The organism is Streptomyces sp. NPDC002602 (genome assembly GCF_042889445.1).
Lineage (GTDB): Bacteria > Actinomycetota > Actinomycetes > Streptomycetales > Streptomycetaceae > Streptomyces.
This window is the reverse complement of the sequence record NZ_JBIAQX010000003.1, coordinates 563,664-576,428: the sequence shown is the minus strand read 5'-3', so window position 1 is coordinate 576,428 and position 12,765 is coordinate 563,664. Positions and strand designations below refer to the sequence as shown.

General features: G+C 73.0%; 11 protein-coding genes and 1 pseudogene. 9 read left to right on the top strand and 3 right to left on the bottom strand.

Annotated features, from left to right (window positions below; all coding sequences use genetic code 11):
* The first annotated feature begins 18 nt into the window (after positions 1 to 18).
* The 3 genes and pseudogenes from ACFYW3_RS11945 to ACFYW3_RS11935 form a co-directional block, all read left to right on the top strand.
* Complete coding sequence (locus ACFYW3_RS11945; RefSeq protein WP_389386176.1) at positions 19 to 1,800, top strand: GMC family oxidoreductase N-terminal domain-containing protein; 1,782 nt, start codon at positions 19 to 21, stop codon at positions 1,798 to 1,800.
* 189 nt (positions 1,801 to 1,989) lie between these two features.
* The gene (locus ACFYW3_RS11940; protein ID WP_389386175.1) at positions 1,990 to 3,660 is read left to right on the top strand and encodes a peptidase; all 1,671 of its coding nucleotides are present in this window, start codon (positions 1,990 to 1,992) and stop codon (positions 3,658 to 3,660) included.
* A 49-nt stretch (positions 3,661 to 3,709) separates the two neighbouring features.
* A pseudogene (locus tag ACFYW3_RS11935) lies at positions 3,710 to 4,030 on the top strand (pentapeptide repeat-containing protein); the annotation flags it as partial.
* Between the two features lie 43 nt (positions 4,031 to 4,073).
* Here ACFYW3_RS11935 and ACFYW3_RS11930 read toward each other — a convergent pair.
* Positions 4,074 to 4,331 carry a chorismate mutase gene (locus ACFYW3_RS11930; protein WP_053682571.1) on the bottom strand — a complete coding sequence of 86 codons (258 nt, stop codon included), beginning with the start codon at positions 4,329 to 4,331 and terminating at the stop codon, positions 4,074 to 4,076.
* Between the two features lie 294 nt (positions 4,332 to 4,625).
* Here ACFYW3_RS11930 and guaA point away from each other — a divergent pair, with 294 nt between their 5' ends.
* The 4 genes from guaA to ACFYW3_RS11910 all read left to right on the top strand — a co-directional run bounded on the left by guaA (position 4,626) and on the right by ACFYW3_RS11910 (position 9,065).
* Positions 4,626 to 6,212 carry a glutamine-hydrolyzing GMP synthase gene (guaA, locus tag ACFYW3_RS11925; protein WP_053682570.1) on the top strand — a complete coding sequence of 529 codons (1,587 nt, stop codon included), beginning with the start codon at positions 4,626 to 4,628 and terminating at the stop codon, positions 6,210 to 6,212.
* Between the two features lie 127 nt (positions 6,213 to 6,339).
* A complete protein-coding gene (locus ACFYW3_RS11920; protein WP_389386174.1) occupies positions 6,340 to 7,137 on the top strand; it encodes a class II aldolase/adducin family protein in 798 nt (265 codons plus the stop codon).
* 116 nt (positions 7,138 to 7,253) lie between these two features.
* On the top strand, positions 7,254 to 8,519 hold the full coding sequence (locus ACFYW3_RS11915) for a hypothetical protein (protein ID WP_351760609.1): 1,266 nt from the start codon (positions 7,254 to 7,256) through the stop codon (positions 8,517 to 8,519).
* Positions 8,520 to 8,561: 42 nt separating this feature from the next.
* Positions 8,562 to 9,065 carry a DoxX family membrane protein gene (locus ACFYW3_RS11910; RefSeq protein ID WP_389386173.1) on the top strand — a complete coding sequence of 168 codons (504 nt, stop codon included), beginning with the start codon at positions 8,562 to 8,564 and terminating at the stop codon, positions 9,063 to 9,065.
* Here the strand turns inward: ACFYW3_RS11910 and ACFYW3_RS11905 are convergent.
* A complete protein-coding gene (locus ACFYW3_RS11905) occupies positions 9,011 to 9,235 on the bottom strand; it encodes a hypothetical protein (protein WP_351760607.1) in 225 nt (74 codons plus the stop codon). The two genes, ACFYW3_RS11910 and ACFYW3_RS11905, sit on opposite strands and share 55 nt — an antisense overlap.
* Positions 9,222 to 10,508: a PspC domain-containing protein gene (locus ACFYW3_RS11900; protein ID WP_351760604.1), complete on the bottom strand. Its 1,287-nt coding sequence runs from the start codon at positions 10,506 to 10,508 to the stop codon at positions 9,222 to 9,224. Before ACFYW3_RS11900 ends, ACFYW3_RS11905 begins: the two co-directional genes overlap by 14 nt.
* Positions 10,509 to 10,639: 131 nt before the next feature.
* Between ACFYW3_RS11900 and ACFYW3_RS11895 the strand changes: the two genes are divergently transcribed.
* Positions 10,640 to 11,944, top strand: a complete 1,305-nt coding sequence (locus tag ACFYW3_RS11895; protein ID WP_351760602.1) for a PspC domain-containing protein — start codon at positions 10,640 to 10,642, stop codon at positions 11,942 to 11,944.
* Complete coding sequence (locus tag ACFYW3_RS11890; protein ID WP_267796806.1) at positions 11,941 to 12,660, top strand: response regulator transcription factor; 720 nt, start codon at positions 11,941 to 11,943, stop codon at positions 12,658 to 12,660. The genes ACFYW3_RS11895 and ACFYW3_RS11890 overlap by 4 nt, the downstream gene beginning before the upstream one ends.
* Positions 12,661 to 12,765: the final 105 nt, after the last annotated feature.

Genomic DNA, 12,765 nt, shown 5'->3' with positions numbered 1-12,765 from the left:
CGCCCGGGAGGCAACGCAGTGTCGTACGACTACGACGTGATCGTCATCGGATCGGGCTTCGGAGGGTCGGTCTCGGCACTGCGGCTCACCGAGAAGGGCTACCGGGTCGGCGTCCTGGAGGCAGGGCGCCGCTTCACCCGCCAGAGCCTGCCGAGGAACAGCTGGGACCTGCGGAACTACCTGTGGGCCCCGGCACTCGGGCTCTACGGCATCCAGCGGATCCACCTGCTCGGCAACGTGATGGTGCTCGCGGGCGCCGGCGTGGGCGGCGGCTCGCTGAACTACGCCAACACCCTCTACGTGCCGCCCGCCGCCTTCTTCGAGGACCGGCAGTGGGCCTCCATCACCGACTGGCGCGAGGAACTCGCCCCGTACTACGACCAGGCCAAGCGGATGCTCGGGGTCCGGCTCAACCCGACGACGACCCCCTCGGACGTCCACCTGAAGGCGGCCGCCGAGCGGATGGGCGTCGCCGACTCCTTCCACATGGCCCCGGTCGGCGTCTTCTTCGGCGACGGCGAGGACGCCGAGGGCCGGCACAGGGCCAGGGCCGGCGAGGAGGTCGCCGACCCCTACTTCGGCGGCAAGGGCCCCGCCCGCAAGGCGTGCACCGAGTGCGGCGAGTGCATGACCGGCTGCCGGCACGGCGCGAAGAACACCCTGAACGAGAACTACCTGCACCTCGCCGAGCGCGCCGGCGCCGTCATCCACCCCATGACCACCGTCACCGCGATCTCCGAGCACCCCGACGGCGGCCACCGGGTCCGCACCGTCCCCACAGACCATCGCCGCCGCGGCAAGGCCAAGGTGCTGCGCGCCCGGTTCGTGGTCGTCGCGGCCGGCACGTACGGCACCCAGACCCTGCTGCACACGATGAAGGACCGGGGCGAGCTGCCCCGGCTCTCCGACCGGCTCGGGGAACTGACCCGCACCAACTCCGAGGGCCTGGTCGGCGCCCAGACCGACGACCGGCGCTACCGCAAGCGGCACGGCGAGGGACGCCGGGCCGACTTCACCCACGGGGTGGCCATCACCTCGTCCGTACACCCCGACGCGAACACCCACATCGAGCCCGTCCGCTACGGCAAGGGCTCCAACGCCATGGGGTTCATGACCATCCTCCAGGTGCCCTACGGCAAGCACCGGGTCCGGGCCTGGTTCGCCCGGACCGCCAGGCACCCCGTGCAACTGGCGCGCTCGCTCTCCAACCGGCGCTGGTCCGAGCGGACGATCATCGGGCTCGTCATGCAGTCCCTGGACAACTCCCTCACCACGTACCGCAAGCCCGGCGGGATCGGGAAGGGACTGCTGACCGCCCGGCAGGGCCACGGCGCCCCCAACCCGGTACAGATCGCGGAGGCCACCGAGGCCGCGACCCTGCTCGCCGAGGAGATCAACGGGTTCGCGGGCAGCAACGTCGGCGAGCTGATGGGCACCCCGCTGACCGCGCACTTCCTCGGCGGCTGCCCGATCGGCGAGAACCCGGGCGAGGGAGTCGTCGACCCGTACCACCGGCTGTACGGTCACCCCGGCATCTCGGTGGTCGACGGCTCGGCGGTCTCCGCCAACCTCGGGGTCAACCCGTCGCTGACGATCACGGCGCAGGCCGAGCGGGCCATGTCGTACTGGCCGAACAACGGCGAGGAGGACCCGCGGCCCGCCCAGGGCGCCGGATACGTCCGCCTCTCGGCCGTGGAACCGGTCCGGCCGGCCGTCCCGAAGGACGCCTTCGGCGCGCTGCGACTGCCGTTCCTCGCCGTTCCGGAAATTCCTCCGAGGCAACCGGAACCGGAGCACTGAGGCCGGATCCGAGCCGGGTACGACAGCGGCGGACACCGCGCTCCCCCTCCGAGCGCGGTGTCCGCCGATGTACATGAGTGACCGGTGGTCGGCCCGGAAGGTTGTAGCGGAACCGGCCCGACACGACTGTGGTGTCCATCACATGGTCAACGAGGCAACCGGCCCGCACCCCGGACGGTCAACGGGGGCATGAGAAAGCGCATCTCCCTCCTGGCCGCCTGCGGCCTGGTGGCCGTGGGCCTGGCCACCACCCCCGCGCACGCCGCGGACCCCGCCTTCCCGGTGAGCGGCCCCACCGCCCTCCCGCTCCCGATGTCCCCGGCGACCGGCAGCCCGAGGGAAGAGTCGCTCGTCTTCACCCTCGACGTCCCCCAGGCCGGCGGCGCCGCCGGCTTCGGCGGGGAGGCCGTCCTCACCGTCGACCTGACCAAGGTCGCCGGCATCGCGACCGTCCGGGAGGACGCGCACGGCGCCAAGGAGAAGTGCACGACCGGCGCCACCGCGCTCGTCTGCACCGTGCGCGGCACCCTGCCGCGCGTCGAGCTGTTGGTCGCCGCCGCCAAGAACGCCAAGAACGGCGCCACCGGCGAGATCACGGTCACCGGGAAGACGACCGGGGCCACCATCACCCCGACCACCACGAAGCTCACCGTCGGCGGCCCGGACCTCGTCATGCGGGAGATGGCGCTCAAGAGCGACCCGCGGCCCGGCGAGAGCCAGCCGCTGCCGCTCGTGTTCACCAACGCCGGCACCCAGGCCGCCAAGGGCGTGGTGCTGGAGCTGGAGACCACCCGCGGCATGAGCCTCGTGGAGACGTACGACAACTGCCGCACCCGCACCGTCGCCGACATCACCACGGCCCTGTGCTCGGTCGACGGGGACTTCGAGCCGGGCGAGACCTACGAACTCGCCGGGGAGAGCCCGCTGCACGTCAAGGCCAACCCGAACGCCTACAGCGACCGGCTCGGCTACGGCATCCACCCGGCCGGCGACGAGCCGAAGGCCGCGCAGTGGGACGGCAAGACCGCCTCGGGCAAGCGCCTGGGAGTCGCCAAGCGGGCCGCGAAGGCCGCCGCGAACGCCCGCGCCGTCGACCTGAACCCGGGCGACAACCGGCGCGCCTTCGACTTCCACGTCCGCAACACGGCCGACTTCACCGCGCCGGCCGTGACCCTCGAAGGCGACTCGGGCGACACCCTCACGACCGCGTTCGTCTTCGAGAACAAGGGCCCGGCCTGGATCCGCGGCGCTCGCGCCGGGGACTCCGCGGCCCGCACCGTCATCGTGATGCCCGACGGCGTACGGGTCGTCCGCAAGCCCGACGGCTGCACCGCCACCACCGCCACCGGCGGCGAGCGCGCCGAACAGCTCGGCGCGCCCCGCTACGTGTGCGCGCTCGGCGACACGGTCCGCGAGAACCAGCGGGCCGTCTACCCGTTCGACCTCAAGGTGGAGAAGACCCTGGTCAACGCCAAGGGCTCCATCACCGTCGGGGACTGGGGCGCGACCGCGCCGCGACCGCACGCCTTCGACCCGAACCCCGCCAACAACACGGCCGTCCTCGTGGTGAACGCCCAGGGCGGCGGCACCGGCTCGCGCCCGACCCCGCGCCCCTCCACGAGCGCCGGCACCCCCTCGCCGGGCGCCTCCGCGACCCCGACGGCGACCGCGTCGGCCACGGCCGCCGGCGCCAAGGGCACGGGCGCCGGCTCGGGCACGGGCACCACCGCCCACGGGAGCGGCAACCTCGCCTCCACCGGCGTCACCGCCGGCCCGATCGCGCTCGGCGCCGCCGCCCTGATCGCCGCAGGCGGCGCGCTGTACGTGGCGGTCCGCCGCCGGGGCCCCGCGCGTACGTAGGTCCAGGGCGCACGCAGGTCCCGCGCGGCCTTTTCACGCGCGGCTTTCTCACGCGCGGCTTTCTCACGCGCGGCTTTCTCACGCGCGGCTTTCTCACGCGCGGCTTTCTCACGCACGGCTTTCTCAGGAGCACAGCAGAACGGCCGGCCCGGGGCGTCCCCCGGGCCGGCCGTTTTCTCACGTGGTGACCGGACTGCTGTCCCCTGCCGTCCGGTCACGTGAAGGAGCGAGGTCCCACGACGCACGACCGTCGGGCCGTACGTCTCATCGCTCCGGCAGAGCCACGCGTGGTGGTGCGGACCCGCGCCTGGCCGGCGCGGACACCCCCTCAACGAGGGGTGCCGGGGCCGGTCACGGTCCGGACGAGTGACGAACACCCGCCCGCGACGGGGTCCGCGCGCCCCGCGCCCGCCTCAGACACGACCTCGGCACAGCTCCAACAGGGTCATCGCGAGCTGGGTGCCGGGCTTGCCGAGGGCGTCGCTCCAGTGCGAGAGCACCTCCATCTCGCGTGAGAGGTGCACCCGACGGCCGCCCGAGCCGATCCGGGCGTCCTGGATCACCGTCGAGACGGCCATCCGTTCCTGGATCAGGCCGATGATCCGGTCGTCGATGGCGTCGATCCGCTCGCGGGAGTCGGTGATGAGCTGCTCGGGGGTGGTGACGGACATGAGGTTCTCCTGTGGGTGTGGGGCCCGACAGGGGCGGGAACGCCAGAGCGCCCCGGTCCTGTCGGACCGGGGCGCTCTGGGAAGTCAGCGGCTCAAGCGAGCATCACGATGACCCATGGCGACCGGACCGACCGGTGCCATAGGTAAAGAGGAAGCTCAGCTGCTCGCGCATGAACGGATTATGACCTTCCACCCCGCTCCCGGCCAAACGGGTTCGGATGGTGAGACGAAGCGGCCCACCCGTCCCCCGTTAGAATCGACAAAACACACCCTCTTCCGCCGGAAGGCCTGCCCGTGCCTGAAGCACACACCGCCGCCCACGACAGCGCCCCGGACACGGTTCTCGTCGTCGACTTCGGTGCCCAGTACGCCCAGCTCATCGCCCGTCGCGTCCGCGAGGCCCGGGTCTACAGCGAGATCGTGCCCGGCACGATGCCCGTGGCCGAGATGCTCGCCAAGAACCCCAAGGCGATCATCCTGTCCGGAGGCCCGTCCTCGGTGTACGAGGAGGGCGCGCCCACCATCGACCGCGCCCTGTTCGAGGCCGGCGTCCCCGTCTTCGGCATGTGCTACGGCTTCCAGCTGATGGCGGTCACCCTCGGCGGTCAGGTCGACAACACCGGCGCCCGCGAGTACGGCCGCACCCCGCTGGCCGTCTCCAAGTCGGGATCCACCCTCTTCGAGGGCACCCCCGACAACCAGTCGGTGTGGATGTCCCACGGCGACGCCTGCTCCGCCGCCCCCGAGGGCTTCACCGTCACCGCCTCGACGAACGTCGTCCCGGTCGCGGCCTTCGAGAACGACGAGAAGAAGCTGTACGGGGTCCAGTACCACCCCGAGGTCATGCACTCCACGCACGGCCAGCAGATCCTGGAGCACTTCCTCTACCGAGGTGCCGGCCTGGCCCCCACCTGGACCACCGGCAACATCGTCGAGGAGCAGATCGCGGCCATCCGCGAGCAGGTCGGCGACAAGCGCGCCATCTGCGGCCTCTCCGGCGGCGTGGACTCCGCCGTGGCGGCGGCGCTCGTACAGAAGGCCATCGGCTCGCAGCTCACCTGCGTGTACGTCGACCACGGTCTGATGCGCAAGGGCGAGACCGAGCAGGTCGAGAAGGACTTCGTCGCGGCCACCGGCGTCCAGCTGAAGGTCGTCGACGCGCAGGAGCGCTTCCTGAACGCGCTGGCCGGCGTCTCCGACCCGGAGACCAAGCGGAAGATCATCGGCCGCGAGTTCATCCGCGTCTTCGAGCAGGCCCAGCTGGAGATCCTCCAGGAGGACGGCCCGGCGGTGGCCTTCCTGGTCCAGGGCACCCTGTACCCGGACGTCGTCGAGTCCGGCGGCGGCAGCGGCACCGCGAACATCAAGTCCCACCACAACGTCGGCGGCCTCCCCGACGACATCGAGTTCGAGCTCGTCGAGCCGCTGCGCCAGTTGTTCAAGGACGAGGTCCGGATGGTCGGCCAGGAGCTGGGCCTGCCGGACGAGATCGTCCAGCGCCAGCCCTTCCCCGGCCCCGGCCTCGGCATCCGCATCGTCGGCGAGGTCACCAGGGAGCGGCTCGACCTGCTCCGCGAGGCCGACGCCATCGCCCGCCACGAGCTGACCGCCGCCGGACTCGACCGGGAGATCTGGCAGTGCCCGGTCGTCCTGCTCGCGGACGTCCGCAGCGTCGGCGTCCAGGGCGACGGCCGCACCTACGGCCACCCGATCGTGCTGCGCCCCGTCTCCTCCGAGGACGCGATGACCGCCGACTGGACGCGCATGCCGTACGAGGTGCTCGCCCGGATCTCCACCCGCATCACCAACGAGGTGCGGGACGTGAACCGCGTGGTCCTGGACTGCACGAGCAAGCCCCCGGGCACCATCGAGTGGGAGTAGTCCCCGCCCGGCCCCGCCGGACCTGACGAAGCCGCCGTTCCCCTCGGGGAGCGGCGGCTTCGGCGTTCCCCTGGCCAGTTCAGGGGGGTGCCGGTACCTTGCGCCGCGAGTCGACGCCGACCGAGGAGTGGCCATGCCCGACCAGCAGCCCGCCCTGGAACCCGTTCCCGCCGACCGGCTGCGCTTCGAGCTGCCGCCCCGGCACCCGGACCCGGCCGACGAGCGCGCCCACCGCAAGGAACGGCTCGCCGGCGCGCTGCGGCTGTTCGGGCGCCTCGGGTACGAGGACGGCGTCGGCGGCCACGTCACCGCGCGGGACCCCGAGTTCGAGGACCGCTACTGGGTGAACCCCTTCGGTCGGGCCTTCGCCGGGCTGGGCGCCGAGGACCTGCTGCTGGTCGACGGGGACGGCCGGGTGCTGCTGGGGGAGCGGCGGGTCAACCAACTGGCGTTCGCCGTGCACGCGGCCGTGCACCGGGCCCGGCCCGAGGTGGTGGCGGTGGTGCGCACCCAGGCCCCGTACGGCAGGGCGCTGGCCGCCCTCGGCGAGCTGCTGGCCCCCGTGACCCGGGAGGCCTGTGCCTTCTACGAGGACCACGCGCTCCTCGACGAGTACGCCGGGGACGGTGACGGCGAGCGGATCGGCCGCGCGCTCGGCCCGTACAAGGCGCTGATCCTGCGCAACCAGGGGCTGTTGACGGTCGGGGACTCCGTGGACGCGGCGGCCTGGTGGTTCATCGCGGCGGAGCGGGCCGCGCAGGTGCAGCTGATCGCCCGGGCGGCCGGGAAGCCGGTGCCGGTCGACCACCGCGCCGCGGTCGCCACCAGGGAGCGGTTCGGGACGGACCTCGCGGCCTGGGTGAGCTACCAGCCGCTCTGGCAGACCGTCGCGCCGCAGGACCGTTCCGCGCCGCCGGAAGGGTGACGTCAACATCATGAACGGTTAATCACCTGCTCTGACATCGTGCGCAATCCGGAGCACTGCCGCAGTGGTGCACAATTCGCTGGCATCGCACCGGAGTTCAGAGAGGCGGCACGCACGTGGCTGTCCAAGAGATCCCCAGAAGTACCCACGGTGGCACCTGCACCTGCGACGACTGCCCCCACGGAGCCAGGGAGGGACACCGCCGGGCGGTGGCCGCCTTCCTGGAGAAGCGCGAGGAGTTCGCCGCCGGCCAAGGCCTCCCGGCCGCCGTGTCCCGATCCGCCGGCGCCTCCCGCCAGTGGGTCTCCGACGAACTGACCCTGTCCGCCCGCACGGTCGCCGACCGGGGCCGAGAGGCCGGGCACTCCTGGCTGTACCTGCTGTCCCGGCGGGCCGTCCTCGCCCTGTGGATCGCCGCCGGGGTGCTGCTGCTGGTCCAGGTCGGCACCGCGCTGGGCGCCGGCTGGTCGTCGGCGCGCACCGCCGGACTGCTGGCCGCGCTGGTGCTGGTGGCGCTGCTCACCGTCGGGTCCCGGGCCCAGTCGCTGCGCGGCGGACTGCTGGCCCCGCTGGTCGGCGAGGACAACCGGCTGTCCACCTCCAAGGCCGTGCCGAGCGCCTGGCTGATCCTGATCGCCTTCTCCGTCCTGCTGCCCGCACTGCGGCTCGCCGTCTCCTCGCCGGGGCCCGAACGCGACGCCCTGTACGCGGGGCCGGCGCTCGGGCGGGCGCTGCCGTTGCTGGCGGTGCTCGCGCTGACGTCGGGGGTGGCGGTGCTGGTGCGCCGGGTGGTCTCCGTACGGATCATGGGGCAGCGGCTCCAGAAGTTGCCCGCCGACCGGCCCTCGGGCGCCGACCTGTTGACGGACGACGCGGGCCGGGGGAGCCTCGCGGACGCCCAGTACGTGCTGGTCTCCACGGTGGTGCTGGCCTTCGCGGCGGTGTCGCTGGCCCGCTTCCCCGACCGGCTGCCCCGACTGCCGTGGGCGCTGGCCCTGCTGGTGGCCCTGTCGGCCGCCGTGTACCTCGCGGCGAAGTACGCGGAGGGCAGCCGCCCGCTGGTGCTGTCGGTGGTGCGCAGACGGGAGCCCGGGGACCTGGACTCGGCCGTCCGCCCCGGGGACGACATCGAGATCCGGGGCGTCGGCTTCGTGCCGCCCGGCGCGCAGACGCCGGAGATGCTGGCCCGGCTGGTGGTGCGGATCGGAACGGTCCACGTGCACGTGCCGTTGGTGCCGGTGGCCGGCGGGTTCACCAATCCGTCCGACGCGGTGCTGACCGTGCCGGTGCCGGCGGAGGTGGAACCGGGGCGCGTCGACGTCTCGGTGGTGACCGCCGCCGGAGTGGAGTCGAACCGCTGCGGCATCGACGTGGCGGAGTGAACGACGACGGGGTAGACATGGGGCGTGACCCGAACTGACGGCGTGACCCGAACTGACGTCCCTTCCGGCGCCGCCCCCGGACTGCGGGAACTCGCCGCCCGGCACGCCCTCCTCCCCCTGCGGATCTTCCTCGGCGTGACCTTCGTCTACGCGGGTCTGGACAAGCTGACCGACTCCGCGTTCCTCTCCGCCGGCGGCGACGGCTCCATCGGCGAACTGATGCGCGGGGTCCGCGACACCTCCGCGATCCCCGCCCTGGTGGACCTGTCGTTGAGGGCGCCCGTCGGCTTCGCCGTCACCCTGGCCGTCGGCGAGCTCCTGGTGGGCCTCGGGCTCCTGGCCGGACTGCTGACCCGGATCGCCGCCCTGGGCGGTGCGTTGATCGCCCTCAGCCTGTGGCTCACGGTCTCCTGGGCGGTCACCCCGTACTACTACGGCAACGACCTGATCTACCTGATGGCCTGTACCCCGCTGATCCTCGCGGGGGCGCCCTACCTGTCGCTGGACTCCGCGATCCGCTCGCGCCGGTCCCGACGCACCGCGTAGGTCACCACCCCGACGACGGCCGCGAGCGCGAGGCCGCCCGCGGCCATCGGGACCACGGCGAGCCAGGGCAGGTCCACCTCGCCGGCCGCGTCCAGCAGGCGCAGCGTGCCCGCGGTGAGCAGGACCAGCCCCGCGATCAGCCGTCCCGGCTGGAACTCATGACGCCGCACGGGCCACCTCCACCTGTCCCACACCCGCTTCGAGGTGCAGCTCGATCGTTCCACCGGCCTCGGTGCCGGCGGCGGGGGGCAACGTCTGGGACCGGTGTTCCCCGCCGGTCTTGACGCGTACCTGCCCGCCCCTCTCTCCGGGCAGCCGCAGGTCACCCAACCGGATCGTCATGTCCGACCGCGCGGTGACCTCGCGGGGCACGACCACCTTCAGCCGGCCCGCGTCGATGGAGGCCCGGACGGACAGCGTGGCGCCCTTCGGCACGTCCAGCCGGCTCAGGTCCAAGGTCGCCAGCCCGGTGCCCGCCTCGTACGAGGGCCGTACGTCGGCCACCGCGGCGGGCCGCCAGGAGACGTCCCGCCAGTCCGTGCCGATCTCCTTCGGCAGCGAGCCCGCCGCCGCCAACAACCCGGCGGTCATCAGGGACAGCAGGATCGTCCCGAAGCCGGTCCGGCCCTTGACCGAACTGACGGCCAGCCCCAGCCCGAAGACGACCAGCGCGGCGGCCAACCCGACCGTGAGGGCGTGCGAGAGCGTGCTGCCCTCCCACACCGAGGCGGTGGCGACCGCCCCGCCGAGCAGCGCCAGCACGAACACCCGCCCGCCGATGCCGCCCCGCCCGACCGCCCGGGACACGGGCGCGGCAGGCGCCTGCTTCCCGCCGGCGGGGGCGTCCACGTCCGCCGGACCCCACAGGTACCCGGTGGCCCCCACCGGGCCGGTCGTACCGTCCTTGACCAGCGGGTCCCGCCACCAGGAGGGGCTGCCGGGCGCGGGCGGCGCCTGCGTCTCGGGCGGCGGCACCGCACGGTGCGCGGGCGGCGCCTCCGCCTCCGGCGCGCCGCCGGCCCGCCGCCGGGACCAGTACGAGGCCCCGCCGAGCGCCAGGATCACCAGGATCGAGAACACCCCGAGCCCGCCGTTGTCCACCATCGTCAGGAACAGCGCGCAGCCCACCAGCGCCGCGAACAACGCCGCCAGGGTCGCCCCCTCCACCCGGCCCGTCAGCAGCTTCTTCGCCTCGGACTCCTCGTCGCCGTCCTGGGGGAGCAGCAGCCAGGCGAACCCGTAGAAGATCAGGCCGACGCCCCCGGTGACGGCGAGGACGGCCAGCACGATCCGGAACACCACCGGGTCCAGGTCGAAGTACCGGCCGAGTCCCGCGCACACGCCGGCGAGCACCTTGTCGCGCCTGCCGCGGCGCAGCGGAGGGTGTTCGGGAGGGGCGGGAGCCCCGGAATCCGTCGGCGGGGCCTCGTGTACTTCGGTCATGGGTCCATGGTGACGGGCCGTCCACCCCCGAGGCATCCGGCCCGACCCTGGGACAACCCTGATATCCCCCCGATCGAAGTGGGGGGCTGCCCTGATGCCCCGCGCCCGCCGACCGTGTGACCATCAGTGCCATGCCCGCAGCAGCCGCCCCCCGCATCCCGCACGTACAGGAGACCCCGCCGGGCTCCGAGGCACCGCACCGCAAGCTCTACCGCAGCGCCGACGGCCGGATGCTCGGCGGGGTCGCGCGCGGACTCGCCGGGCACCTCGGGCTGCCCGTCGTCTGGGTCCGTCTCGCGTTCCTCGGCCTGTTCATGTGGGGGGACGGCCTCGGGATCCTGCTGTACGCCGCGTTCTGGGTCTTCGTACCCCTCGGCATCGGCGGCCGCACCGGACACCGCTCCTACTTCGAGACCCTCGCCGACGGCGGCCGGCGCCTGCGCAAACCCGACAAGGGGCAGGTCACCGCACTGATCGCGCTGTGCGTGGGCGCGGGCATCTTCTTCTCCCAGCTCCGGGTCGGCGGCGCCAACGGCCGCTACGTCTGGCCCACGTTGCTCGTCGGCGCCGGCGTGGTGCTGGTCTGGCGGCAGGCCGACAACGCCCGCCGCGCCCACTGGAGCGCCGCCGCCGGACGGCACGGCCGGCTGCTCCAGGCGGCCAGGGCGCTCGCCGGGGTGGCGCTGGTCTGCGTGGGCCTGACCGTGTTCATCGTCGTACGGGGCTCCGCCGCCCAACTCGGCAACGTCCTCACCGCCACCCTCGCCGTCCTCGTCGGCGTCGCCCTGCTCGCCGGCCCCTGGCTGATCCGGATGACCCAGGACCTCTCCGAGGAACGCCTGATGCGCATCCGCGCCCAGGAACGCGCCGAGGTCGCGGCCCACGTCCACGACTCGGTGCTGCACACCCTCACCCTGATCCAACGCAACGCCGAGGACGTCGGCGAGGTCCGCCGCCTCGCCCGCGCCCAGGAACGCGAACTGCGGAACTGGCTGTACAAGCCCGAGGGCACCGGCAAGGACGAGGCCGAGGAACCCACCACGCTCGCCGACGCCGTGAAGCGGACCGCCGCCGAGGTCGAGGACCACCACGGCGTCCCCATCGAGGTCGTCGTCGTCGGCGACTGCCCGCTCGACGAGAAGCTGTCCGCCCAGATCCAGGCCGCACGCGAGGCGATGGTCAACGCCGCCAAGTACGGTGGCGAGGGCGGACCGGTACAGGTGTACGCGGAAGTCGAGGGCCGCACCGTGTTCGTGTCCGTACGGGACCGCGGCCCGGGATTCGACATCGACGCGGTACCGGACGACCGGATGGGCGTACGAGAATCGATCATCGGCCGGATGCAGCGCAACGGCGGGACCGCGCGACTGCGGTCCGCGCCCGACGGCGGCACGGAAGTCGAGCTGGAGATGGAGAGGGCGGCGAACGCAGCATGACCGAGGACAACGCGAACACCGGCGCGCCGACCGGGGGAGCCCCCGACGCCGGCCCGGGGAGGGTCCGGGTGGTGCTCGTCGACGACCACCGGATGTTCCGCACCGGCGTACAGGCCGAGATCGGCGAGACCGCGCGGACCGGCGTCGAGGTCGTCGGCGAGGCCGCGGACGTGGACCAGGCCGTCACCGTCATCACCGCCACCCGCCCCGAGGTGGTGCTCCTCGACGTGCACCTGCCCGGCGGCGGCGGGGTCGAGGTGCTGAGGCGCTGCGCCCCCCTGATGTCGGCCGCCGAGAACCCGGTGCGGTTCCTGGCCCTGTCGGTGTCGGACGCCGCCGAGGACGTCATCGGGGTCATCCGCGGCGGCGCGCGCGGCTACGTCACCAAGACCATCACCGGCACCGACCTGGTGAACTCGATCTTCCGGGTGCAGGACGGGGACGCGGTGTTCTCCCCCCGGCTGGCCGGTTTCGTGCTCGACGCCTTCGCCTCCACCGACGCGCCGCCCGTGGACGAGGACCTCGACCGGCTCACCCAGCGCGAGCGCGAGGTACTGCGGCTGATCGCGCGCGGCTACGCGTACAAGGAGATCGCCAAGCAGCTCTTCATCTCGGTGAAGACCGTGGAATCCCACGTCTCGGCGGTGCTGCGCAAGCTCCAGCTCTCCAACCGGCACGAGCTGACCCGCTGGGCCACGGCCCGCCGCCTGGTGTGACCCCGAGGGGGTCGCTGGCCGCGGCCCTGTGATCCACGACGCGCCGGCGGAGGGGACGGGACACGTTCCGAGGGCCTCTTCGCCGGCGTGACGAGCCTGACCGGC

Coding starts and splice junctions, on each gene's coding strand:
- ACFYW3_RS11940 (WP_389386175.1), top strand. CDS start 1,990: ATGAGAAAGCGCATCTCCCTCCTGGCCGCCTGCGGCCTGGTGGCCGTG.
- ACFYW3_RS11930 (WP_053682571.1), bottom strand. CDS start 4,331: ATGTCCGTCACCACCCCCGAGCAGCTCATCACCGACTCCCGCGAGCGG.
- ACFYW3_RS11900 (WP_351760604.1), bottom strand. CDS start 10,508: ATGACCGAAGTACACGAGGCCCCGCCGACGGATTCCGGGGCTCCCGCC.
- ACFYW3_RS11895 (WP_351760602.1), top strand. CDS start 10,640: ATGCCCGCAGCAGCCGCCCCCCGCATCCCGCACGTACAGGAGACCCCG.
- ACFYW3_RS11890 (WP_267796806.1), top strand. CDS start 11,941: ATGACCGAGGACAACGCGAACACCGGCGCGCCGACCGGGGGAGCCCCC.